This window comes from Bacillota bacterium (assembly GCA_013177945.1).
Classification (GTDB): domain Bacteria; phylum Bacillota; class DSM-12270; order Thermacetogeniales; family Thermacetogeniaceae; genus Ch130.
This window is the reverse complement of sequence record JABLXW010000004.1, coordinates 1-23,337: the sequence shown is the minus strand read 5'-3', so window position 1 is coordinate 23,337 and position 23,337 is coordinate 1. Positions and strand designations below refer to the sequence as shown.

22 protein-coding genes, 1 rRNA gene and 2 pseudogenes are annotated in these 23,337 nt (G+C 58.4%); 23 read left to right on the top strand and 2 right to left on the bottom strand.

Annotated features, from left to right (window positions below):
- The first annotated feature begins 68 nt into the window (after positions 1-68).
- The 11 genes and pseudogenes from HPY58_03445 (at position 69) to HPY58_03395 (ending at position 10,651) form a co-directional block, all read left to right on the top strand.
- Positions 69-1,874, top strand: a complete 1,806-nt coding sequence (locus tag HPY58_03445) for an ATP-dependent metallopeptidase FtsH/Yme1/Tma family protein (GenBank protein ID NPV28708.1) — start codon at positions 69-71, stop codon at positions 1,872-1,874.
- 21 nt (positions 1,875-1,895) lie between these two features.
- A complete protein-coding gene (gene ndk, locus HPY58_03440; GenBank protein ID NPV28707.1) occupies positions 1,896-2,345 on the top strand; it encodes a nucleoside-diphosphate kinase in 450 nt (149 codons plus the stop codon).
- Between the two features lie 444 nt (positions 2,346-2,789).
- Positions 2,790-4,543, top strand: a pseudogene (locus tag HPY58_03435) (formate--tetrahydrofolate ligase).
- Between the two features lie 139 nt (positions 4,544-4,682).
- Complete coding sequence (locus HPY58_03430; protein NPV28706.1) at positions 4,683-5,207, top strand: HD domain-containing protein; 525 nt, start codon at positions 4,683-4,685, stop codon at positions 5,205-5,207.
- A gap of 35 nt (positions 5,208-5,242) precedes the next feature.
- On the top strand, positions 5,243-6,466 hold the full coding sequence (gene folP / locus HPY58_03425) for a dihydropteroate synthase (GenBank protein NPV28705.1): 1,224 nt from the start codon (positions 5,243-5,245) through the stop codon (positions 6,464-6,466).
- A gap of 25 nt (positions 6,467-6,491) precedes the next feature.
- Positions 6,492-6,872: a dihydroneopterin aldolase gene (gene folB / locus HPY58_03420; GenBank protein ID NPV28704.1), complete on the top strand. Its 381-nt coding sequence runs from the start codon at positions 6,492-6,494 to the stop codon at positions 6,870-6,872.
- Positions 6,869-7,372 carry a 2-amino-4-hydroxy-6-hydroxymethyldihydropteridine diphosphokinase gene (gene folK, locus HPY58_03415; protein NPV28703.1) on the top strand — a complete coding sequence of 168 codons (504 nt, stop codon included), beginning with the start codon at positions 6,869-6,871 and terminating at the stop codon, positions 7,370-7,372. The genes folB and folK overlap by 4 nt, the downstream gene beginning before the upstream one ends.
- A 230-nt stretch (positions 7,373-7,602) precedes the next feature.
- Complete coding sequence (locus HPY58_03410; GenBank protein NPV28702.1) at positions 7,603-8,499, top strand: DUF2520 domain-containing protein; 897 nt, start codon at positions 7,603-7,605, stop codon at positions 8,497-8,499.
- Positions 8,500-8,520: 21 nt separating this feature from the next.
- Positions 8,521-9,330, top strand: coding sequence for a 3-methyl-2-oxobutanoate hydroxymethyltransferase (gene panB / locus HPY58_03405; GenBank protein NPV28701.1), 810 nt, complete (start codon positions 8,521-8,523; stop codon positions 9,328-9,330).
- 101 nt (positions 9,331-9,431) lie between these two features.
- Positions 9,432-10,301 carry a pantoate--beta-alanine ligase gene (locus HPY58_03400; protein ID NPV28700.1) on the top strand — a complete coding sequence of 290 codons (870 nt, stop codon included), beginning with the start codon at positions 9,432-9,434 and terminating at the stop codon, positions 10,299-10,301.
- On the top strand, positions 10,283-10,651 hold the full coding sequence (locus HPY58_03395; GenBank protein ID NPV28699.1) for an aspartate 1-decarboxylase: 369 nt from the start codon (positions 10,283-10,285) through the stop codon (positions 10,649-10,651). Before HPY58_03400 ends, HPY58_03395 begins: the two co-directional genes overlap by 19 nt.
- Here the strand turns inward: HPY58_03395 and HPY58_03390 are convergent.
- Together HPY58_03390 and HPY58_03385 are read right to left on the bottom strand one after the other, a co-directional pair.
- A complete protein-coding gene (locus tag HPY58_03390) occupies positions 10,644-11,054 on the bottom strand; it encodes a hypothetical protein (GenBank protein ID NPV28698.1) in 411 nt (136 codons plus the stop codon). The genes HPY58_03395 and HPY58_03390 overlap by 8 nt on opposite strands.
- 21 nt (positions 11,055-11,075) lie before the next feature.
- Positions 11,076-11,579: pseudogene (locus HPY58_03385) on the bottom strand (metallophosphoesterase family protein).
- Positions 11,580-11,761: 182 nt separating this feature from the next.
- Here HPY58_03385 and nadA point away from each other — a divergent pair.
- From nadA to HPY58_03325, 12 genes are all read left to right on the top strand, one after another.
- The gene (nadA, locus tag HPY58_03380; protein NPV28697.1) at positions 11,762-12,688 is read left to right on the top strand and encodes a quinolinate synthase NadA; all 927 of its coding nucleotides are present in this window, start codon (positions 11,762-11,764) and stop codon (positions 12,686-12,688) included.
- Positions 12,689-12,741: 53 nt separating this feature from the next.
- Entirely contained in the window at positions 12,742-14,349 is a 1,608-nt protein-coding gene (gene nadB, locus HPY58_03375) for an L-aspartate oxidase (protein NPV28696.1), read from the top strand.
- A gap of 20 nt (positions 14,350-14,369) precedes the next feature.
- The gene (gene nadC, locus HPY58_03370; protein NPV28695.1) at positions 14,370-15,230 is read left to right on the top strand and encodes a carboxylating nicotinate-nucleotide diphosphorylase; all 861 of its coding nucleotides are present in this window, start codon (positions 14,370-14,372) and stop codon (positions 15,228-15,230) included.
- Entirely contained in the window at positions 15,193-16,251 is a 1,059-nt protein-coding gene (locus HPY58_03365; protein NPV28694.1) for a biotin--[acetyl-CoA-carboxylase] ligase, read from the top strand. The genes nadC and HPY58_03365 overlap by 38 nt, the downstream gene beginning before the upstream one ends.
- Position 16,252: 1 nt before the next feature.
- On the top strand, positions 16,253-17,017 hold the full coding sequence (locus HPY58_03360) for a type III pantothenate kinase (GenBank protein NPV28693.1): 765 nt from the start codon (positions 16,253-16,255) through the stop codon (positions 17,015-17,017).
- Between the two features lie 142 nt (positions 17,018-17,159).
- Positions 17,160-18,104: a tRNA dihydrouridine synthase DusB gene (gene dusB / locus HPY58_03355; GenBank protein NPV28692.1), complete on the top strand. Its 945-nt coding sequence runs from the start codon at positions 17,160-17,162 to the stop codon at positions 18,102-18,104.
- 178 nt (positions 18,105-18,282) lie between these two features.
- A complete protein-coding gene (locus HPY58_03350; GenBank protein ID NPV28691.1) occupies positions 18,283-18,768 on the top strand; it encodes a helix-turn-helix transcriptional regulator in 486 nt (161 codons plus the stop codon).
- 46 nt (positions 18,769-18,814) lie between these two features.
- The gene (locus HPY58_03345; protein NPV28690.1) at positions 18,815-19,723 is read left to right on the top strand and encodes a quinate 5-dehydrogenase; all 909 of its coding nucleotides are present in this window, start codon (positions 18,815-18,817) and stop codon (positions 19,721-19,723) included.
- A gap of 36 nt (positions 19,724-19,759) precedes the next feature.
- Positions 19,760-20,842 (top strand): shikimate dehydrogenase, encoded by a 1,083-nt coding sequence (locus HPY58_03340; protein ID NPV28689.1) that lies wholly within the window; start codon positions 19,760-19,762, stop codon positions 20,840-20,842.
- A 224-nt stretch (positions 20,843-21,066) separates the two neighbouring features.
- Positions 21,067-21,543, top strand: coding sequence for a transcription elongation factor GreA (greA, locus tag HPY58_03335; protein ID NPV28688.1), 477 nt, complete (start codon positions 21,067-21,069; stop codon positions 21,541-21,543).
- Positions 21,544-21,562: 19 nt separating this feature from the next.
- Positions 21,563-23,068, top strand: a complete 1,506-nt coding sequence (lysS, locus tag HPY58_03330) for a lysine--tRNA ligase (GenBank protein ID NPV28687.1) — start codon at positions 21,563-21,565, stop codon at positions 23,066-23,068.
- 186 nt (positions 23,069-23,254) lie between these two features.
- Positions 23,255-23,337 (top strand): 16S ribosomal RNA (locus HPY58_03325); the annotation flags it as partial.

Here is a 23,337-nt window from a genome sequence, read left to right as displayed (position 1 = left end):
CAATAATTTGAATCCTGGAAGAGTTTGCTCTTTATCCTTGCGAGAGGAGGGGTAAAGTGGGCCGGGTCATGAAGAACTTATTAATTTATCTGGTCATCGTTCTCTTTGCAGTTATGGCAATTAAGCTGGCAGTACCTCCCCAGTCCCATCCCAAGGATTGGTCCTATAATCAGTTTTATACATCTCTGGCAAGCGGGAAAATCAAAAGCGTGAAGTTAACCGGGAATGGGGAGGACGGTTACCATGTTGAGGGAGTAACCAGGGAGGGTGAGGAATTTGCCACCTACGTTCCCTTTCACGACTCCAACCTCCACCAGCTCCTTGCGGAAAAGGTGCTGGCAGGAGAGACGGTTGTTGATTACCAGCCGCATCAGGGGACGCCCTGGTGGGCAGGCCTCCTTTCGACCCTTCTCCCCATAATTTTAATCGTCGGTTTCGTTTTTTTTATGCTTCAGCAAACCCAGGGGAGCGGCAACCGGGTGATGCAGTTCGGGCGCAGCAGGGCCAGGCTGCTCGATCCTGACAAGAGGAAGGTTACTTTTGCCGATGTTGCCGGGGTTGATGAGGCAAAAGAGGAGCTTCAGGAGATTGTCGAATTTCTCAAGGATCCGAAGAAGTACAACGAACTGGGTGCAAAGATCCCGAAGGGTGTTCTCCTCTATGGCCCCCCGGGGACGGGGAAAACCCTCCTGGCGCGGGCGGTGGCAGGGGAAGCGGGGGTCCCTTTCTTCAGCATCAGCGGTTCCGACTTTGTGGAGATGTTTGTCGGAGTGGGAGCCGCCCGGGTGCGGGACCTCTTCGAGCAGGCAAAGAAAAACGCCCCCTGCATCGTTTTTGTGGACGAAATCGACGCGGTCGGGCGGCACCGGGGCGCCGGCCTGGGAGGGGGCCATGATGAGCGGGAGCAGACCCTGAACCAGCTGCTTGTTGAAATGGATGGATTCAGCGCCAACGAGGGGATCATCATCATTGCCGCAACGAACCGGCCCGATATTCTGGATCCCGCCCTACTGCGGCCAGGGCGCTTTGACCGCCAGATCGTTGTGGACCGCCCCGATCTCCAGGGCAGGCGAGAGATCCTCCAGGTGCACCTGAAGGGAAAACCCCTCGCCGAAGATGTGGAGCTGGAGGTTCTTGCCCGCCGGACGCCGGGCTTCACCGGCGCCGACCTCGCCAATATGGTGAACGAGGCCGCCCTGCTGGCGGCCCGCCGGGGCAAAAAGAAGATCACCATGAAGGAACTGGAGGACTCCATCGAGCGGGTGATCGCGGGGCCCGAAAAGAAGTCCCGCGTCATGAGCGAAACGGAAAAGAGGCTGGTGGCCTACCACGAGGCGGGGCACGCGGTGGTGGGGAGCCTCCTTCCCCACACCGATCCGGTGCACAAGATTTCCATCATTCCGCGGGGGAGGGCCGGGGGCTACACCCTGCTCCTGCCCACCGAGGACCGCCACTACGTGACGAAGTCCCGGCTTTTGGATGAAATCACCACCCTCCTGGGAGGGCGTGTTGCGGAGAGCCTGGTCCTCAAGGAAATCAGCACCGGCGCCCAGAACGACCTGGAGCGGGCGACCGAGCTCGTCCGGAAGATGATCACGGAATACGGAATGTCCGAGGAACTCGGCCCCCTCACCTTCGGGCGCCGTCAGGAGCAGGTTTTCCTGGGGCGGGACCTGGCGCGCGACCGGAACTACAGCGAAGCCATCGCCTTCTCCATTGATAAGGAGGCGCGCCAGATCATCGAGAAGTGCTATCAGAAGGCGAAAAGCCTGTTGGAGCAGCACATCAATAAACTGCATCTGGTTGCAAACACTCTCCTGGAAAAGGAGACGATTGAAGCAAGCGAATTTCAGCTTTTGATGCAAGAGGCTTAAAAGAGAAAGGGGAAGCGTCTGGTGGAAAGAACCTTTGTCATGGTGAAGCCTGATGGGGTCCAGCGCCAGCTGGTTGGGGAGGTGATCAGGGCTTTTGAGCGCCGGGGCCTGAAAATTGTGGGCCTGAAGATGGTCTGGATTACTCCGGAGCTTGCGGCCCGGCACTACGCCGAACACCGGGATAAACCCTTTTTTCAGGGGCTGGTGCAGTTTATTACATCGGGCCCGGTTGTGGTAATGGTTCTGGAGGGCCGCAACTGCATCAGCCTGGTCCGGGAGATGATGGGCGCAACCGACCCCGCCCGCGCGGCGGCGGGAACCATCAGGGGCTCCTACGGGATTGATATCGGGCGGAATCTTGTGCACGGCTCTGATTCCCCGGCCAGCGCGGCGCGGGAAATTCCGTTGTTTTTCCGGGAAGAAGAGCTGTTCGATTACTCGTTGAGCCTTGCCCCCTGGATTTACGAATAGAACCAGGGGGTTTTTAATTTTTTTTCTATAGCGTCAGCAGGAAAATATAAAGCAACGGCGAATATATTAAAAGCACTATGTGGACTGCAAAAGGGGTTGCTGCATTACTTTCCCCACCAGCCAGCATTTTTAATCCTTCCCATACCCTTCAAGATTTCACAGCTCAGATCTTCAAAATGGTCGATACGTTTAATTTTACTGCTTCGCGGCAAGTGGACAGGCCGGAGCAGGGGTTCTTTTTTGCCGTCCACAGAGCATGCGGGGCGCCTTATTGGTTACACCAGAACCTTTCGGGAAGAGGCTGTAACCAGGATGTAAGTTTTTTTTAAAAAAAAGGGGGGGTGTTGCTCGGGAGGTTTTACCGGCAGGGGCCGGGGGTTTTATCCAGAAGTTTTTTTGGAATTCACTCAAGTAAAACATTAATCAAAAGGGGGATGATATTTAATGCCTTGGGATTCAACAAAGATGGCGGACTGGGAGATTGCCGTAGAAGCCGAGAAAAACATGCCGAAACCCTATGAAGTGGCCGATAAGCTGGGGCTGGAAAAAGACGAGGTCATTCCCTACGGCAGGGTATCCAGGCTCGACTACATGAAGATCCTGGAGCGTTTGAAGGACAAGCCTGACGGAAAGTACATTGAGATTACCGCAATCACACCCACCCCCCTGGGCGAGGGCAAGACCACGACAACCCTGGGGATCATCGAGGGCCTTGCCAAGCGGGGCAAGAGCGTGGGCGGCGCCATCCGCCAGCCTTCAGGCGCCCCGACCTTCAACATCAAGGGTACCGCAGCCGGCGGGGGCAACGCCCTCCTCATCCCGATGACCGAGTTTTCGCTGGGCCTGACCGGCGACATCAACAACATCATGAACGCCCACAACCTGATGATGGTCGCCCTCAACGCCCGGATGCAGCACGAGGCAAACTACACCGATGAAGAGCTGGCAAAGCGCGGCCTGCGACGGCTTAACATCCATCCCAAGAAGATCGAGCAGAGATGGGTGATGGACCTCGGCGCCCAGTGCTTGAGGAACATCATTGTCGGTCTCGGCACCGAGATGGACGGCTTCCTGATGCAGTCCGGATTCATGGTCACCGTGGCCTCGGAGATCATGGCCATCCTGGCGATGGTGCGCGACCTCAAGGACCTCCGGGAGAGCCTGGAGCGGATCGTGGTGGCCTACGACCGCCAGGGGAACCCGATCACGACCGGAGACCTGGAAGTGGCCGGCGCCATGACCGCCATCATGCGGGAGTCCATCAACCCAACCCTCTGCTGGACTGCAGAGTACCAGCCCGTGATGGTGCACGCCGGGCCCTTCGCCAACATCGCCGTCGGCCAGCCTCCATCATTGCCGACCGGGTTGGCCTCAAGCTGTTTGACTACCACTGCACCGAGAGCGGATTCGGCTGCGACATCGGATTCGAGAAGTTCTGGAACGTGAAGTGCCGCCACAGCGGACTCAAGCCCAACGTCTCGATCATTGTCACCTCCGTCAGAAGCATGAAGATGCACGGTGGAGGACCTGCTGTGGTTCCCGGCCGGCCGCTTGATGAGGCCTACAAGACCGAGAACCTCCCGCTCGTCGAGAAGGGCTGCGAGAACCTGCTGCACCACATCGGCATCGTCAAGAAATCCGGGGTCAAGCCGGTTGTCTGCATCAACAGCTTCCCCACCGACACCGCAGAAGAGCACAAGCTCATCAAGCGGATCGTCGAGCAGGCAGGAGCCCGCTGCGCGGTGTCCAACCACTGGCGCTACGGCGGGGACGGCGCGCTGGAGCTTGCCGATGCCGTCATCGACGCCTGCGAGGAAGAGGTCGACTTCAAGTTCCTCTACCCGCTGGAAATGCCCTTCATGGAGCGGGTTGAGCTCATCGCGAAGGAGATTTACGGCGCCGACGGCGTGATCTGGCAGCCCGCTGCGGAAGCCAAGGCCAGGGAAATGCAGAAGAGGTACCCCGACTTCTACACGATGGTGGCCAAGACCCACCTGAGCCTGACCCACGACCCGAACCTGAAAGGCGTACCCAAGGGCTGGATGCTGCCGGTCCGCGACGTCCTGGTCTTCGCCGGCGCCAAGTTCCTGGTGCCCGTCTGCGGCGAGATCAGGCTGATCCCCGGCACCGCCTCCGACCCGGCCTTCCGGAGAATCGATGTCGATGTGGAGACCGGTGTCGTGAAGGGCCTCTTCTAAAAGCCAACAGAGAATTTCTAAAAGCCTCGGGTATTGCACCCGGGGCTTTTTTTGCTTGAGAGAGGAGGATAATTCTGTTGCAGGGTGAAAAAAGTTCTGGTTATAATAGTGTCGTATTAAAAAATTAAGGAGAGTTGGTATGGAGAGGATAGACGCGATTGTTCGGGATCCTTTATTTCAGGAGTGTCTTGGGAAAAATAAAAGGGCGGAAAGAGACCGGGAGTTCTGCAAACACGACCTCCAGCATTTCGTCGATGTGGCAAGGATCGCCTACATTCTGATGCTGGAATCGGGAGATCTTCGTCAGTTCATTCAGGAAAATCAATTGAGCGGTCCGCATGCGGCCAAGGAGGTAATCTACGCGGCAGGGATCTTGCACGATATCGGACGCTGGCAGGAGTACGAGAGCGGGGAGGACCACGCCCCGCTGGGAGCGGAGCTGGCCGGACAGATTCTTCCCAGAGCGGGGTTTACGCCCGGGGAAATCAGGGTGATTACCCAGGCCATTTACGAGCACCGCGAGCAGCGCACCCAGATGACCAGGCTCGGGGAAATCCTCCACAGGGCCGATAACCTTTCGCGCGCCTGCCACGAGTGCAGCGTCCAGGATAAGTGCTACAAGTTTCCCACCATGGAAACGGGCAATCTTGTTCTGATTTACTAGCCCGGCGGGGGTGGTGGATGATGGAATATTACGAACTGCACAACGTTCGGGTGATAGGGATCAGCGATCGGGAAGAGGCGCGCCGCGCCATCCGGGCAGTTGGGGCCGATGCCGGGGGTGTCACCTGGATGGTTCCGAAGGCGGTGCATCGTGTCCTCAGAATTGAAAACCTGCCCACCCGGGCTGCCAACATCCTGAAGCAGGAAATGCTCTCCCGGGGAGGAGAAGCAGCGATCCACCGGGAGGCCGTACACCTTGCTGTGGAGACCACCGACGTGCTCCTCATGGGAACCTTGAAGCAGTATGACCAGCTCTGCCAGAAGCTCCGGATGCAGCCCTTTGGCCTGTCCCGCCTTGCCCAGGAGATTAAGGATGTTCTGGATAACCTGGAGCGAAAAGAGGCCATCCGTTTGCGCTGCCGCGACCTTTCCCTCCCTTTAGGAGAGCGCACCCTGATCATGGGGATTCTCAACGTTACACCCGACTCCTTTTCAGATGGGGGGAAATTTACCGAGGTTGAGGCGGCTGTTGCCCATGCCAGAAGGATGGTTGAAGAAGGGGCGGACATCATCGACCTGGGGGGTGAGTCGACCCGCCTCCAGGCAAATCCGGCCGCCTACGGCGACTCCGCCCGGGCGCGGTCCTGGGAGCCTCTTCCCGCAGCGGAGGAAATCAGGAGGATTATGCCGGTCCTCGAGAAGCTCCTGGAGGAGCTGGAAGTCCCCATTTCTGTAGATACCTACAAGGCCGAGACGGCCCGCGCCGTCCTCAAGGCCGGTGCGCACATGATCAATGATGTTTGGGGCCTCCAGTACGATCCCGATCTCGCGGAAGTTGCCGCAAGCCATGATGTTCCTGTGATCCTCATGCACAACCAGCACGGCTACGAGTACCGGGATCTGATGGGGGATATCATTCGCTACCTCCGGCGCAGCATCAAGATTGCCGAGGCCGCCGGGGTGCGGCCCGAACAGATCGTTATCGACCCCGGAATCGGTTTTGGAAAAACAACGGAACAGAACCTGGAGGTTTTGCGCCGCTTGGGGGAACTCCGCTCCCTCGGGAAGCCGATTCTGCTCGGCACCTCCAGAAAATCGGTAATCGGGAACACTTTGAACCTTCCCGTTGATCAAAGGCTGGAGGGGACGGCGGCCACAGTTGCGTGGGGGATCAGCCAGGGTGCTGCCATTGTACGCGTCCACGACGTGAAGGAGATGGTGCGGGTGGCGCGCATGACGGACGCCATCCTGCGCAGTTGATCCCGGATGGGGAAAGGTGGTCACGATGCAGCAGCCTCTTGATAAAATCATTTTGAACGGGATGGAATTTTACGGCTACCACGGGGTGCTTCCCGGGGAGCAGGAGCTGGGCCAGCGGTTCATTGTGGATGTGGAAATTTCCTGCCACCTGAACTTTCCAGCGCGCCTTGACGAGCTTGAAGAAACCATCGACTACCAGGAGGTCTTTGAACTGGTCCGGGGAATTGTTCAGGAGGAGCGCTACAACCTGATCGAGGCCCTGGCGGAGCGGATTGCCCAGGCGGTTCTCGGAAAATACACCGCGGAAGAAGTGCTGGTGCGGGTGAAAAAGCCCCATGCTCCGCTCGGCGGCATTTTTTCTTATGTGGGGGTCGAGGTCAGGAGAGGGCGGACCCGGGCAAGATGAAGCGCGCCTATGTGGGGCTCGGTTCCAACCTGGGTGACCGGGCTGCCAATCTCGGCCGCGCCCGCCAGGAACTGGATTCTCATCCCCAGATCAGGATTACCCGCACCTCCTCTCTTTACGAATCAGAGCCGGTGGGTTTCCTGGATCAGGGCTGGTTTCTCAACCAGGTGGTCGAAATCGAAACAGACCTTGATCCCTTTGCCCTGCTCCGCGTCCTTCAGGGGATCGAAAACACTCTCGGCAGAAAGCGGGAGATCAGGTGGGGCCCCCGCGTCATCGATCTCGATCTCTTGCTTTTTGACAACCGGACCCTTGCAACTCCGGAACTGGTTCTTCCCCATCCCCGGATGTACGAGCGCAATTTTGTGCTGGTTCCTTTGCATGAGATCGCTCCGGATTTGCTCCACCCGGACGGGAGGTCAACGCGGGAGCATCTCAGGGAGTTTCACGAAAAAGCACCCGGGGAAAAGATCAGGTTGTTTCAGGGCCTCCCCTTGTGATATAATTAACGCGAACAAATTAACGCGAACAAAGGCTTCTTGCGGCGGAGCCCCGGATAGAAACGGGAGGGAGCTATACCGGGGAGAACGCCCTGAGAGCCGTTCCAGGCAACCATCCGCTTGTACCTGAGAAGGACTGAGACGGAAGGTGGGTAAAAAGGAGAATTTTTTGCTGCCTTCTGCTTTTCGGTCAGAAGGTTTTTATATTTTTTCGGGGTTTGGTGAAGGGGATGGAAGAAAAGGTTTTCAAACTCGGTTTCATTGGGGCAGGAAAAGTTGGTTCGGCGCTCGCCTTGCTGCTCCAGAGGGCCGGCTGCGAGATCGTTGGGGTCGCCAGCCGGACCCGGGCTTCGGCGGAAAGTCTTGCGAAGCGCCTGAACTGTCCGGTCCTTTCGGCAGATGAGGTCGCCCGGAGAGCGGAGGGGCTTTTTCTAACCACGACCGATGATGCCATTGCACCTGTTGCTGCCGAACTCGCCCGGGTGGGGGCCTTTCGCCCCGGCCAGATCGTCCTGCACACCAGCGGCGCCCTGACCGCTGATGCTTTGAGGCCGGCGGCAGAGCAGGGCGCCCTTGCCCTTTCCCTCCACCCTCTCCAGTCCTTTGCCAGCGTAGAGCAAGCCCTCGCGGTGCTGCCAGGCTCCTTTTTCAGCATTGAAGGGGACCCGCGGGGGTTTTCCTTCGCCCGGGAGATTGTGGAAAAATTAAAGGGCAGGTTCTTCTTCCTCGACGCCGGGGCGAAGGTCCTTTACCACGCGGCGGCCTGCGTGGCCTCCAATTACCTGGTCGGGCTTCTTGCCTGCAGCCTGGATCTCCTGGCGGCAGCCGGGATTCCGCCGGAGTTGCGGCTCCCTGCGCTTCTTCCTCTGGTTGCGGGAACGCTCAATAATGTACGCGCCCTGGGGATTCCAGATGCCTTAACAGGGCCTATTGCCCGGGGGGACCGGGGCACGCTTGAAAAGCACCTTGCTGCTTTTAAAGATATGCCCGAACAACTCCGGGTTTACGCAACCCTCGGGCTCTTTGCCGTGAGGGTGGCCCGGGCGAAGGGGACGCTAGGGGACGAACAGGCTGCGGCGATCAGGGCACTTTTTGAAGGGGTTCTCGGCGGCCCGCTCAACACCTGATGAAAAGAGGAGGAGTAAAAAATGCCACGTGTGACAACAGCGACCTTGCAGGAGATGAAGGCAAAAGGCGAAAAGATCACCCTGCTCACCGCCTACGATTATCCGACGGCGCGCCTCCTTGACGAGGCGGGGATTGACATTCTTCTCGTAGGAGATTCGGTTGGCAATGTCATCCTGGGCTACGAAAACACTCTGGCCGTCACGATGGATGAAATAATCCACCACACCAGGGCTGTGGCGCGGGGTGCCCGGAGGGCCTTCGTTGTCGGGGATATGCCCTTCCTGTCCTATCAGGTCAGCATCGCCGAGGCGATCCGGAACGGAGGGCGCTTTCTCCAGGAAGGCGGGGCGCAGGGGGTAAAGCTGGAGGGCGGCAGGGAGCGGGCCGAAACGGTCAGGGCCCTGGTTGAGACCGGGATCCCCGTGATGGGCCACCTGGGCCTGACTCCCCAGTCGGTGCACCAGCTGGGAGGCTACCGCGTCCAGGGGCGGACTGAAGAGGCCGCCCGGCGCCTGATCGAAGATGCCCTGATTCTGGAGGAAGCAGGCATTTTTGCCCTAGTCCTGGAGTGTGTGCCCGCAAAGGTTGCGGCCGAAGTCACCTCCCGGCTCCGGGTGCCCACCCTGGGCATTGGGGCAGGCCCAGCCTGCGACGGGCAGGTTCTGGTGACCCATGACCTGCTGGGTTTGACGGGGAGAAAGGTTCCGAAGTTCGTGAAGCAGTACGCCAATTTATGCGAGCAGATCACGGCTGCAATCCGGGACTTCCAGGCCGAAGTCAGGGAGGGGAAGTTTCCGGGGCCAGAGCACTGCTATGACTTCGCCGGGTAAGGTGGAATTTCAAGCGCGAGCGGCCTTCGGAGGTTGCTGCTCGCTCTCAGGCCTTCGGGGCCGGTTAACGATTCCAGGATAGAAGAGGTGCGGACTGCGAGATGCGAGTTGTTACGGGTGTGAGGGAAATGCAGGGAATCGCTTTAGGTCTGCGAGGAGAAGGAAGGAGCATTGGCTTTGTCCCCACGATGGGGTACCTCCACGCCGGGCACCTGAGCCTGGTGAAAAGAGCCCGCGCCGATTGCGACGTCGTTGTCATGAGCATCTTTGTCAACCCCTTGCAGTTCGGGCCCCAGGAGGATTTTGCCATATACCCCCGGGATCTGGAACGCGATCTGGAACTGGCGCGGCCGGAGGGGGTTGATTATGTCTTTGTGCCTGATGAAAAAGAGATGTACCCGGAGGGGTACTCCACATATGTTGAGGTTGCGGGCCCTCTTACGGAAAAGATGTGCGGCCGTTCCCGTCCCGGCCACTTCCGGGGCGTGGCCACCGTTGTCATGAAGCTCTTCCAGATCGTCCAGCCGACGCGGGCCTACTTTGGCCAGAAAGATGCCCAGCAGGCGCTGGTGATTAAAAGAATGGCCCGGGACCTGAATGTTCCGGTAGAAATTGTTACCTGCCCGATTGTCCGGGAAGCGGACGGTCTTGCATTAAGCTCCCGCAACGTCTATTTGAGCCCCGGGGAAAGGGAGGCAGCGCGAGCTTTGCCGCGCGCCCTGGAAGCAGGGCGCCGGCTGATATTTGAGGGAGAGCGCGACCCTCAAAAGGTGCGGAAAAGAATCCTGGAGGTTCTTGCCTCCTCCCCCCTGATCGAGGTGGATTATGTGGAGGTCTGTCACGGCCAGACTCTGGCGGAACTGCTTCTGCTGGAGGGGCCTGTTCTGCTGGCGGCGGCAGTCCGGGTCGGAAAAACGCGGCTGATCGATAACGTTTACCTGGAGGTGGGGCCATGTTCCGAACCATGTTAAAATCCAAAATCCACCGGGCGGTGCTCACCGGTGCAGACCTGAATTACATGGGGAGCATTACCATTGACCGGGATCTCATGGATGCAGCGGACATTCTCCCCTACGAAAAGGTGCAGGTTGTGAACAACAACAACGGGGCAAGATTCGAAACCTACTGCATCGAGGGCCCCCGGGGCTCGGGAATCGTTTGCTTGAACGGCGCGGCGGCAAGACTCGGGCAGCCCGGCGACGTTTTGATCATTTTGTCTTACCTGCAGCTGTCCGAAGAAGATGCGCGAAATTACCGCCCCCGGATCGTCTTTGTGGATTCCCAAAACCGGGTTGTCTCGCCGGAGGATGCCCTCAGGTAGAGAAGCAGGGGTTCTGCTGGCACTGCCAGAGGCGGGTTATTTTCACAGTTTCGTTTTCCCTTACCGCTTTCAATGCCTTGGGGTCGTCGACCAGTTTCCCGACTACGGTGACCGGGCTGTACGGGCGGATTTCATCCCCCTTTGACCCGGGCGTGGGTCCGAAGAAGAAGCAGATCGCCTTGCCCGGCGGCCAGTATCCGATCTCCCCCAGCCGAACCGTTTCCCGGCCGTTTTCCAGCTCGGCTGCAACGGGAATCGGGAAGTAGATTTCTTCCCCCCAGAGGTTTGCCTTCTCTTCAATGGGGAGGGCGTCCCAGATTTTCCGGGCGGTTTCCGTGTTGTTCAGGATCGCCCTCAATTTCAGGCCGGATGCCTGCACGGTGATTTTCTTTTTGGTGAACACCTGCTGGATCAGGGTTTTCTGGCTTGCCAGATCAATGATTTTTGCTTCTATTTCACCGGGCCGGAATTCGAGCACCCCGTAGCTGGGAGCGTACCCTTTTTTATCTTCGGCCTTCAGGTGGCCGGGGTTGATCCAGAGCACATGCTCCCTTTCTTCAAGCACCGGGATGTGGGTGTGGCCGGAGGCCACCACGTCTATTTTCTGGGCGGCGGCCAGTTCTTGGGGGTCCGGGTCTTCAGGAAGGTCGTTGGCATGAACCTCAGGAGCGTGGGTGAAAAGCACCTCCCAGCCCTCGAAATTGCAGATCACCCGGTTGGGAAGGGCCGGGTCGCGGTACTGCGGGGCGTAAACTCCAGGAATCATCAGCACCTCGATTCCCGGCACCTCTTTGAAAACCTCGCCGTCCTCCCATTCGTCCCCCAGGTGTACAACCCTCTCTACGTTGTGCACCTGCGTTAGCTGCCTGAGCGCTTCCCTCAGGTTTTTCAGTTCACCATGGGTGTCGCTGACCAGACCGAGACGCAATCTCTTCTCCGCTCCTTTCCCGGAAATGATCTTTATCCTTGAGATTCGCCCAGAAAAGGCGGAAGTCCTTCCTCATCCTCCTCTTGCTTGACGGTGCCTGTTGTTTTGCGTAAGATAAAAGAAAATCTTCGTTTTTGCGGATGCCGGGAAAAACCTGGCAAATGGGGGAGAGGGGTTCAGAAATGAGGGAGGAAACAGCAAAGATTGCCGAGCTGAGCCGGGAAATCAGAGAATTAAAAGAAAAGCGGAGGGCGGTCATCCTGGCTCACTTTTACCAGCGCCCCGAGGTTCAGGATGTCGCCGATTTCGTTGGGGACTCCCTGCAGCTGGCCCAGCAGGCTGCAGGTACCGATGCCGATGTTATCGTTTTTTGCGGCGTCTACTTTATGGCAGAAAGCGCCAAGATCCTTTCTCCTGATAAGATCGTTGTGCTTCCCGAGGAGGAGGCGGGCTGCCCCCTGGCCGACATGGCCACAGCCGCCGCGGTGCGGGCGAAGAAGGCGGAGGTTTCTGGCTGCCTTGTTGTCACCTATGTAAACTCCTCGGCGGAGGTCAAGGCGGAAAGCGACGTCTGCTGCACCTCGTCTAATGCGGTAAAGGTGATTTCCTCCCTCCCCAAAGAGAAACCGGTTCTCTTTGTTCCTGACCGGAATCTCGGGCTCTACCTTGCCCGGAAAACCGGCCGTAACTTGATTTTATGGGACGGTTACTGCCACGTGCACGACAGCCTCACGGCCGGGGAGATCGAAGCAGCGCGAACTCGCCATCCCGGTGCGGTGGTTATGGTTCACCCTGAGTGCCGGCCTGAAGTCATCCGCCTGGCGGACCACGTTGCAAGTACAGGGGGTATGCTCAAATACGCAAAAGAGGCTCCCTTTTCCGCTTTTATTGTCGGAACAGAGCAGGGGATGCTTTACCCCCTGCAGAAGGCCTGCCCCGACAAGTCTTTTTACCCCGCCGCCCCCCATATGGTTTGCCCCAATATGAAGCTGACTACCCTGGAAAAGGTGAAGTGGGCGCTGGAGGACCTTGCGCCCCGGATTGAGGTGGCTCCTGAAATTCGGGACCGGGCGCGGAAAGCTCTCACCCGGATGCTCGAGCTTGCGTGAACTTTCTCTCCTCTTGCGAAGGCAAGAGGATTTTTTTAAGGAGAGGATGCTCCGTGACCCCCCGGTATCTTTTTGCTCTGGAACTGGACCAGCTCCCTTCTTACGAAGCTGATTTTTTGGTTATCGGGAGCGGCATCGCCGGCCTTTTTACCGCCTACAAGGCGCGGGAGTTCGGTTCGGTTCTTGTGCTCACAAAGCAGCGGGCCGAGGACAGCAACACCGAGATGGCCCAGGGGGGAATTGCTGCTGCAATTGATGAAACCGATTCCCCTGTACTTCACCTGGAGGACACCCTGGCGGCAGGGGCGGGGCTTTGCGACCCCCGCGCCGTAGAAATTCTTGTTACCGAGGGTCCGGTGCGGGTGATGGAGCTTGTGGAGTTGGGGGTGCGCTTCGACCGTGAGGGGGATGCCTGGGCTTTGGGGCAGGAGGGTGCCCACAGGCGGCGGAGGATCCTCCATGCAAGCGATGCGACAGGAGAGGAGATCGCCCAGGCCCTGATCCGGGAATGCCGCAGGGAGCAGAACATCACCCTTAAAGAGGGCTGTTTTCTCGTGGATTTTATCAGGGAGCCCCGCACAGGGCGGTGCGGAGGGGCCCTGGTTTTGGATGCGGGGACCGGGGGTTTTACGGTCTGCCGGGCAGGGGTCGTGGTTGCGGCCACCGGCGGGGCGGGCCAGCTTTACCTTAACACGACGAATCCCGCCGTCGCGACCGGGGATGGAATGGCGGCTGCTTACCGTGCCGGGGCGGAACTGATGGACATGGAATTTGTTCAGTTTCACCCGACGGCGCTGGCCCTGTCCGGCGCTCCGCGCTTTTTGATTTCCGAGGCGGTGCGGGGCGAGGGGGCCTTTTTGCGGAATGTGAAGGGTGAGCGGTTTATGCTCAGGTTTCACGAGCTGGCAGAACTGGCTCCCCGGGATATCGTCTCAAGGGCAATTGTCCTTGAAATGGAAAAAACCGGGGCGGACCATGTCTATCTCGATATCACCCACCTCGACCGGGACAGGTTCAGGGCGCGGTTTCCCAATATCTGGCGCACCTGCCAGCGCTACGGGCTCGATCCGGCGCAGGGCTACATTCCCGTTGCTCCTGCCGCCCACTACATCATGGGAGGCATTAAAACAAACACCGAAGGGGAAACTAACATACCTGGTTTGTACGCCTGCGGGGAGGTTGCCTGCAACGGGGTGCACGGTGCGAACCGCCTTGCGAGCAACTCCCTGCTGGAAGGGCTGGTCTTCGGGGCAAGGGCTGCGGCTGCGGGGATTCGCTACCTGGAAGAGACGGGCCGGCGAATTCCAGAGTTGCCCCCGTATCTTGCCGGAAAAAGCAAAGTTGATGCTTCCCTGCCGGAGGATTCCTTTTGGGGGAGGGTCGCAGACCGCGTGCGGACGGTGATGTGGGAAAAGGCCGGGATCATTCGAACCGGGCAGGGGCTGGTTGAAGCTGCAGCAGAGCTGGAGAAACTGGCGGAGGAGATTCCCTCCAGCGCTCCCTTGCGGGAAGCCGTCGAAGCGGTGAATCTTTTGACCCTGGGGCGCCTGACGGTGGTTGCCGCCCTGCTCCGGACGGAAAGCCGGGGCGGCCACTTCCGGAAGGATTTTCCGGCCCGGGATGACCTTTTCTGGTTGAGGCATCTGGTTTTTCAAATCTAACCCGGAAAGGGGGGAGAGGCTTGCTGCCGGCTTGGATCCTTGACGAGGTGGTGCACCGGGCGCTGGCCGAAGACATCGGCACCGGAGATCTCACGACAGATTCTCTGGTTCCCGCCGGAGCAGAAGCGGAGGCCGTGATTCACAGCAAGAGCACGGGAGTTCTGGCCGGTCTTCCCGTTGCCGCCCGTGTTTTTCGCGTCCTCGATCCGGATATCAGGGTAGAGGAGCAAATCCCCGAGGGGAGTTTCATCAGGCCCGGGAGCATCATCGCCCGGGTCCGGGGCAGGGCGCGGGCGGTGCTCACCGGGGAGCGGGTTGCCTTGAATTTCCTGCAGCGGCTTTCCGGAATCGCGACGGCAACCAGGCATCTGGTGGAACTGATTGCAGGAACCAGGGCGCGCCTTGTGGATACAAGAAAGACCGCTCCCGGTTTGCGGGTTCTGGAAAAGTACGCGGTCCGGATCGGCGGAGGTTGCAACCACCGGATCGGGCTTTACGACGGAATCTTAATTAAGGACAACCACATTAAAGTTGCCGGAGGCATCGCCGAGGCCGTCAGGCGGGCGCGGGCGGCAGTTCCGCATACCATTAAAATTGAGATCGAGGTGGAAACTCTGGAGCAGCTGGAGGAGGCCCTGGCTGCCGGGGCCGACCTGATTATGCTGGATAACATGCCGCTTCCCCTGCTCCGGAAGGCGGTTGCGCTGGCCGGGGGGAGGGTTCCCCTGGAGGCCTCGGGCGGGATCACGGCGGAGCGGATCCGGGAGGTGGCGGAAACCGGGGTGGACTTTATTTCGGTGGGCGCAATTACCCACTCCGCTCCTGCTCTGGACATCAGCATGGATGTTGGGGAAATTAAAGGGGCCAGGAAATCGGGTTAATTGGCGGGAGTTGGTGCCGTTGGGAAAAGAAGAGATCCTTGCCATTTTGGAAGGGAGCCAGGGCTGCTACATTTCGGGTGAGGAGATCAGCGTGAAGCTCGGTGTGAGCAGGAGCGCGGTCTGGAAGCAGATCAGGCACTTGCGGGATTTAGGGTATAAGATCACGGGAAGCCCCCGCACCGGCTACCTGTTTGAAGACGCCCCGGACCTCCTTTATCCCTGGGAGATCCGGAAAGGGCTTGAGACCCTCCGCTTTGGAAAGCAGATCTTTCACTTCCGGCAGGTTGGTTCAACAAACCAGGTTGCCCAGGACCTGGGCCGCAAAGGCTATCCCGAAGGGACGGTGGTCGTGGCCGAAGAGCAGACCGCCGGGAGGGGCCGCTGGCAGCGGGCCTGGTTTTCGCCTCCGGAGCTGGGCATCTGGCTTTCTTTAATCCTGCGGCCCCCTGTTGCTCCTTCACAGGTTCCGCAAATTACCCTTGTTGCCGGAGTGGCCTGCGCCCGCGCCCTCCACGCGGAACTGGGCTTGAAACCGGGGATCAAGTGGCCCAACGACCTGGTATTCAACGGGAAAAAGGTTTGCGGGATTCTGGCGGAGCTGGAGGCCGCTGCGGAGCAGATTAACTACCTGGTTTTGGGGATCGGGATCAACGTGAACCAGGAGCGGGAGGACTTCCCTCCGGATCTCCGGGAAACGGCAACTTCACTGAGGATTCTTACGGGGAGCAGGCTGCGGCGCATTCCCATCGTCCGCAGGCTTTTAGCTCTTTTGGAGGAGGAGTACGATCTGTTCTGCTGCTCCGGTTTTGCCGGGGCGCGCGAGAGGTGGCTGGCGTACCAGGTAACTCTGGGAAAGAGGGTCCGGGTGCATGAAGGGAAAGAGGAGTTTTTCGGCGAAGCTGTTGATTTAGACCTTGATGGGAGCCTGCTTCTGCGCATGCCGGACGGCACGATGCGCCGCTGTGCCGCCGGAGAAGTTGCTTTGTGCCGGGAGGGCGGGCAGCAGGAGGGAGGATTTTAAAGTGATTCTCGTCTTTGACGTGGGCAATACAAATATCGTGCTAGGGATTTTCACCGCGCAGGAATTGATCGTAAGCTGGCGCATCGGAACCGACCGGCGCCGGACCGCTGATGACCTGGGGATGCTGGTGAAAAACCTGTTTGACTTTCAGAACCTTACCTTCGAGCAGATTGAGGCCGTTGTGATTTCCTCGGTGGTGCCCCCGTTGACTCCTGTGCTCACCGAAATGTGCCGCCGCTACTTTAAGAAGGAGCCCCTGGTTGTGGGGCCCGGCGTGAAGACGGGGATGCCCATCAGGTACGAAAACCCTCGTGAGGTGGGGGCGGACCGCATTGTGAACGCCGTTGCCGCCTACGCCCGGTACGGAGGCCCGCTGATTGTTGTTGATTTCGGCACGGCAACCACCTTCTGTGCCATTTCCCGCGAAGGGGAGTATCTGGGGGGTGCCATTGCCCCCGGGATCGCCATTTCCACGGAAGCACTTTTCGAGCGGGCTGCAAAACTGCCCCGGATCGAAATCGTCCGGCCGCGCCAGGTGATCGGAAAAAATACCGTAGCCAGCATGCAGTCAGGCATTTACTACGGTTTTGTGGGCCAGGTGGACGAGATTGTTTCCCGCATGAAGGAGGAGCTTGGAGGGGAGGCGGTGGTTGTCGCTACCGGAGGCCTGGCGGAACTGATCTGCAAGGGAACCAGGACCGTCGACTACGTGGATCCTTACCTCACCCTCTGGGGCCTGAAGATCATCTACGAGCGCAACAAGTAGACAGGCCGCTGCAATTTAGAAGTCGTTTGGAGTGCGGTGATTTGCCTTGGATGCAGGCAGGTTCTGCAGCCTTCTTCCCGGGAGAAATTTTTCGCTCAAAATCGGCGATCTTGTCCTCGCCAATCCGGTGCTTGCCGCCCCGATGGCCGGATTTACCGATAAGGCTTACCGGATCCTTGCCCGGCAGGCGGGGTGCGCGCTTGTTTACACGGAGATGGTGAGCAGCGAAGCAATCCTCTACCGGAACGCCCGGACCCTTTCCCTCTTCGATCTGGAGGGGGAGCCCGGGCCCGTAGGGGTGCAGATTTTCGGCTCGGATCCCGGGAAGATGTCAGAGGCGGCCCGGGCTGCGGTCGCCCGGGGGGCGGCGCTGGTCGACATCAACATGGGGTGCCCCACCCCGAAAATCGTCAAGAACGGGGAGGGATGCGCCCTGATGCGGGATCTCCCCCGGGCTGCAGCAATCATCCGGGCCGTGAGAGAGGCGGTGTCCGTTCCCGTGACAGTCAAAATGCGCAAGGGTTGGGACGCGCAGGAGGTGACCGCGCCTGAACTTGCCTTCCTGGCGGAGGAGAACGGAGCCGATGCCGTCGCCGTGCACGGGCGTACCAGGGACCAGTTTTACGCGGGGAAGGCCGACTGGGAGATCATCCGCCTCGTCAAGCAGGCCGTTCGCATCCCCGTGATCGGAAACGGCGACATCTTCTCCCCCCAGGACGCCCTCCGGATGCTGGAAGAAACGGGGTGCGACGCGGTGATGATCGGGCGGGGCGCGCTGGGGAACCCCTGGCTCTTCCGCCGCACCGTCCACTTCCTGGCCACAGGAGAACTCCTTCCCCCGTCAGCCCCGGCGGAGAGGATTGGACTTGCCCTCTGCCACCTCGACCTGTTTCTCTCGTTCAAAGGGGAGAAGGCCCTCCCCCAGATGCGGAAGCACCTTGCCTGGTACCTCAAGGGCCTTCCCGGGGCCGCCCAGAAGCGTGCTGCAATCAACGCTGCCAGAACCCCGGACGAAGTCCGCACCCTCCTCGTCACCTTTTTAAAAGAAGCCTCCCTTGCTTCTCTTGCTCCCCACAATCCCATTTGATTTGGTGAACATGGCCGGCGTATTTCTCCTGTGTGTTGGCCCGGCCAATTGCTAAATTGAAAATTCTGTGCTTGCTCCGGCAGGGTGTTTTTGTTAAAATTAATGTACACAAAAGTGTGCACAGAAAAGGGTGTGGGGATTGCGCGATTTCTTCCGCATCGGGGACAAGCTGGTCAGCATGGAGAAGGTCAGCCGCGTCCTCAATCAGATCTTATCCCTGCGCAGCCAGGGTTTTTCCCAACAGGAAGTTGCCGACCGCGTTGGAGTGGACCGGAGCTTTGTTTCGAGGCTGGAGAGCCTGGGCGCGGTCCGGAGGGGAGCCCGCATTGCCGTTGTTGGTTTTCCCGTCAAGAACAAAGATGAAATTGTTTCTCTGCTGGAAGAACTTGGCGTCGATTTCCATCTCATCATGACCAATGAGGAGCGCTGGCGTTTTGTCGAAGAGAAATCCGGCCTGGAGCTGTTCAACGAAGTGATGGATCTCATCGCCCGGGTCCGGGCCTACGACGTCGTGATTCTGATCGGTTCGCGGCAGCGGATTAACTGGGGAGCAGCCCTGCTGGACAAGGAGGTGCTCGGCATTAATTTGGGAGAAACGCCGCTGACAGAGGATCAGTACGTGGATCCGGAACGCCTGCAGGAGCTGATCCTGGCGGTTCGATGAATCTTTTCGGTAAGGCCATGGAAATTTCAGAAAGCGGGGGCGGTTTATGAAGCGCATTATCAGCGTGAGCCTTGGCTCATCAAAGCGGGACCACAAGGTGGAAGCGGAATTTCTAGGAGAGAAATTCCTTATCGAGCGCATCGGTACAGACGGGGATATGAACAGGGCGATCCAGATGATCCGCGAACTGGACGGCAAGGTGGATGCCTTTGGGATGGGGGGGATCGACCTTTACCTGGTTGCAGGAAAACGGCGCTGGATGATCCGGGAAGCAAAAAAGATCGCGGCGGCCGCCCGGCTCACTCCCATTGTGGACGGCAGCGGGCTTAAAAACACGCTGGAGCGAAAAGTCGTTCCTTATCTGCAAAAAGAGTTGGGCTGGTCCCTCGCGGGAAAGCGCGCGCTGATGGTCTCCGCTGTGGACCGCTTCGGGCTGGCCGAAGCCCTGACCGAGGCAGGATGCATGATGACGTTCGGGGATCTGATCTTCGCGCTGGGGATTCCGATTCCCCTTCACAACCTGAAGACGCTGGAGATGCTTGCCCGCCTCCTGCTTCCCATTCTGAGCCAGCTTCCCTTTAAGTACCTCTATCCTACTGGGGCAAAGCAGGAAGAGGTGACCGCGAAGTACGAGCGGTATTACCTGGATGCGGACATCATCGCCGGCGACTTCCACTTCATTCGCAGGTACATGCCCCCGAAGCTCCCGGGGAAGATCGTCATTACGAATACGGTTACCAGGGACGACGTAGAACTGCTGCGGGAGCGGGGGGCCGCTGTTCTCGTAACCACCACCCCGGAGTTTGGCGGCCGCTCCTTTGGAACGAATGTCCTGGAGGGGGTTTTGATTAGCCTTTTGGGGAAAACAACGGCCGAAGTTACTCCGGAGGATTACAGTGCTCTCCTGGATAGAATCGGATTTAAACCCCGCGTGGAGTACCTGCAGACTCCTTAGGTCGAGTTTTTCATCTCTTTGAAGAGGGGGCGAAAAATGGTCAGATTTGCCTTTATCATTCACCCCATCGACCTCGAGGATATTACGAAAAGGCTGAAGTTTTTCAGGCTTTTGCCGGGCCGCATGGTGGAGGGGATCGTCAGGCGCTTTCCTGTTTACAAGGCCTCGGAGATCCGGGGGGTGAAATCCCCCTGGGCTGAAACCGAGGGGTGGTTTATCATCTGTCCGCTTACTTCCCGCCAGATGCTGGAGCTTCCCGCATCCTACGTGACCCGCCGGATCATTGAAGCGGGGAGGCTGGCAGAACGGCTGGGGGCCGGGATCGTGGGGCTTGGAGCGATGACTTCGGTGGTGGGTGACGCGGGTGTTACTATCGCAAAGAATTTAAAGATTGCCGTGACAACGGGAAACAGCTACACCGTCGCGACAGCCCTCGAAGGGACGCGGAAAGCCGCCGAATTCATGGGGATTAATCTGGCGCGTGCTGAGGTGGCGGTCATCGGGGCAACAGGCTCGATCGGAAGCGTCTGCGCCAAAATCATGGCGCGGGAGGCGGGGCGCCTGACTCTGGTTGCCCGCCAGCGCTCCCGCCTGGAGCGTCTTGCCCGCCAGATCTTGTACGAAACGGGAGTTGCGGCGCGTCTGGCGACAAATGTAAGGGAGGCGCTGCGCGGCGCAGATGTGGTGATCACCGTAACTTCTGCGGTCGATGCCGTGATCGAGCCCGGGGATTTGAAGCCGGGGGCGGTGGTCTGCGACGTTGCCCGCCCTCGCGACGTGTCGCGCCGGGTGGCGGAGGTGCGCCCTGATGTCCTCGTCATCGAAGGGGGCGTCGTGGAGGTGCCGGGGGATGTGGAATTTAATTTCAATTTCGGCTTCCCTTCGAAAACAGCCTACGCCTGCATGGCCGAAACGATGATTCTGGCGCTTGAAGGAAGGTGCGAGAATTTCTCCCTGGGGCGCGACCTCACCGTTGCCCAGGTGGAGGAGATCAGCCGCCTTGCTGCGAAGCACGGATTTAAGCTTGCAGGCTTCCGCAGTTTTGAGCGCGCATTGAGCCAGGCTGAGCTGGAAAGGATCCGCGCCGCTGCTGCCCGCGCGAAATCCTTGACAAGTTGAAAGCAGGTTACATATAATAGCGTATAAGGTAGGTAAAGGTGCAACAGCAGCGTCCAGCCCCAGGCTGGACTCCTTAGTCCTATAGGGTTTTTAATTTTTAATTTGAGGGAAGGCAGGCAAGACATTTCCTTGTCGCCTTTTTTTGGTCATGGTGGGGGCCGAATAAAAAAAAGGTGATGTTCATAAGATTTTAGGAGCAAAATCACTTTGAGGGAGCGAGCGCATTGCCAGAAAAAGAAGTTCTTTTGACGGGAAACGGGATCAAGAAGCTTGAGGAGGAGCTTGCGTATTTGAAATCCGTCAAGCGTCGGGAAATCGCGGACCGGATCCGGGCCGCGATTGAATTTGGCGATATCAGCGAAAACTCCGAATACGAAGAGGCAAAAAATGAGCAGGCTTTTGTCGAAGGCCGGATTCTCACTCTTGAAAAGATGCTTCGCCACGCGCGGGTTATCGATACCAGTGAAGTTCCCACTGACACCGTTTCCATCGGCGCCACGGTGCGCTTAAAGGACCTGGAATACGGCGATGAGATCGAGTATACCATCGTCGGCTCTGCGGAAGCAGATCCTGCCGCGAACAAAATCTCTCATGCCTCACCGGTAGGAAGAGCGCTCTTGGGGCAAAAGACGGGGGCCGTGGTTGAGGTCAAGGTTCCCGCGGGAATTTTGAAGTATCAGATTCTTGAAATCCATAAGTAAACAGGCGACGATTTAAGAGATGCTACAGCGACTGCAGGGGAGGAATATTATGTCTACCATTCGTGAGGGCCAGGCATCTGATCTCCTCATGACAAGGCGCGAAAAGCTGGAGGAAATGCGGGCGCGCGGGATTGAACCTTTCGGCGGGAGGTTCCCTGTAACCCACCATGCCGGGGAAATCGTTCAGAACTTCCCTGCCATGGAAGGAAAGGAAGTGGCGCTTGCCGGGCGGTTGGTGGGGAAAAGAAGCCACGGCAAAGCCTGCTTTGCGGATCTGCTGGACTTTTCGGGCCGGATCCAGATCTACGCCCGGGTGGATGGTTTGGGGGCCGATGCGTACGATTTATTTAACAGGCTCGATATCGGAGACATTGTCGGGGTCCGGGGGAAGGTCTTTCGCACCAGGCGCCAGGAAATCTCTGTAGAGGTGGCATCTTTTCAAATTCTGGCCAAGTCCCTCCATCCCCTTCCGGAAAAGTGGCACGGCCTGAAAGATGTGGATTTGCGCTACCGGCAGCGTTACCTGGATTTGATCGTCAACCCTCAGGTAAAGCAGACCTTTCTTACCAGGTTCAAGATCATCAGTGCGATTCGCCGCTTTTTGGAAGCCCGCGGGTTTCTCGAAGTGGAAACGCCGATGATGCATCCGGTTGCAGGAGGAGCGGCAGCCCGGCCTTTCATTACTTACCATAACGCCCTGGATATGACTCTTTATTTGCGGATTGCCCCGGAGCTGTACCTGAAGCGGCTCCTTGTAGGAGGATTCGAGAAAATCTTCGAAATCAACCGGAGCTTCCGGAACGAAGGGATTTCCACAAAGCACAACCCCGAATTTACCATGCTGGAACTCTACCAGGCATATGCAGATTACGAAGACATGATGCGGATTACGGAGGAACTCCTGAATACAGTGGTCCAGGAGGTTTTGGGGACGACTCAGGTTCAGTATGGGGGCCGGGTGATTGACTTTTCCCTCCCCTGGCGAAGGATGACCATGCTCGAGGCGGTCCAAAAGTATACCGGTGAGGATTTCGGCCACTTCGACGATGAGGCGGCGCGCCGGCAGGCCCGGAATTTGGGGTTGGAAGTTCCCTCCGGGGCGGCCTGGGGGATCGTCTTGAACGAAGTTTTTGAGGCTTTTTGCGAGGAACATCTGGTGCAGCCGACCTTTATCACGGGGCACCCGGTTGAGGTTTCGCCGCTGGCGAAGCGGAACAGGGACAACCCTCGCTTGACAGACCGCTTTGAGCTGTTTATCATATCCTGGGAAATTGCAAATGCCTTTTCCGAATTGAACGATCCCCTCGAGCAGCGGGCGCGCTTCCAGCAGCAGCTGGAGGCGCGGGAGCGGGGGGATGAACAGGCGCACATGATGGATGAGGAATTTTTGCATGCCCTGGAATTCGGGATGCCTCCTGCGGGAGGGCTTGGGATTGGGATTGACCGTCTGGTCATGATTTTGACGGATTCCCCTTCGATTCGGGATGTTATCTTCTTTCCCACCATGCGCCCGAGGGAAATATGAGGAAAGGCTGGGTGCAGAAAATAAAGAAGAAAAAATAGAAAAAACCGCAGGAAGAGAAGAGAACGCAGTTGACAAGAGAACGGGAGTATGCTATGATAAAAACCCGGAGCCGGTTGTTGACCGGCTCTGAGTCGCCAGAACCAGGTCCTTGAAAACTGAACAGCCGTATAGGGCACCTCGAAAAGATTCCACGGAGAGTTTGATCCTGGCTCAGGACGAACGCTGGCGGCGTGCCTAACACATGCAAGTCGAACGGTCCCGCACTCAAC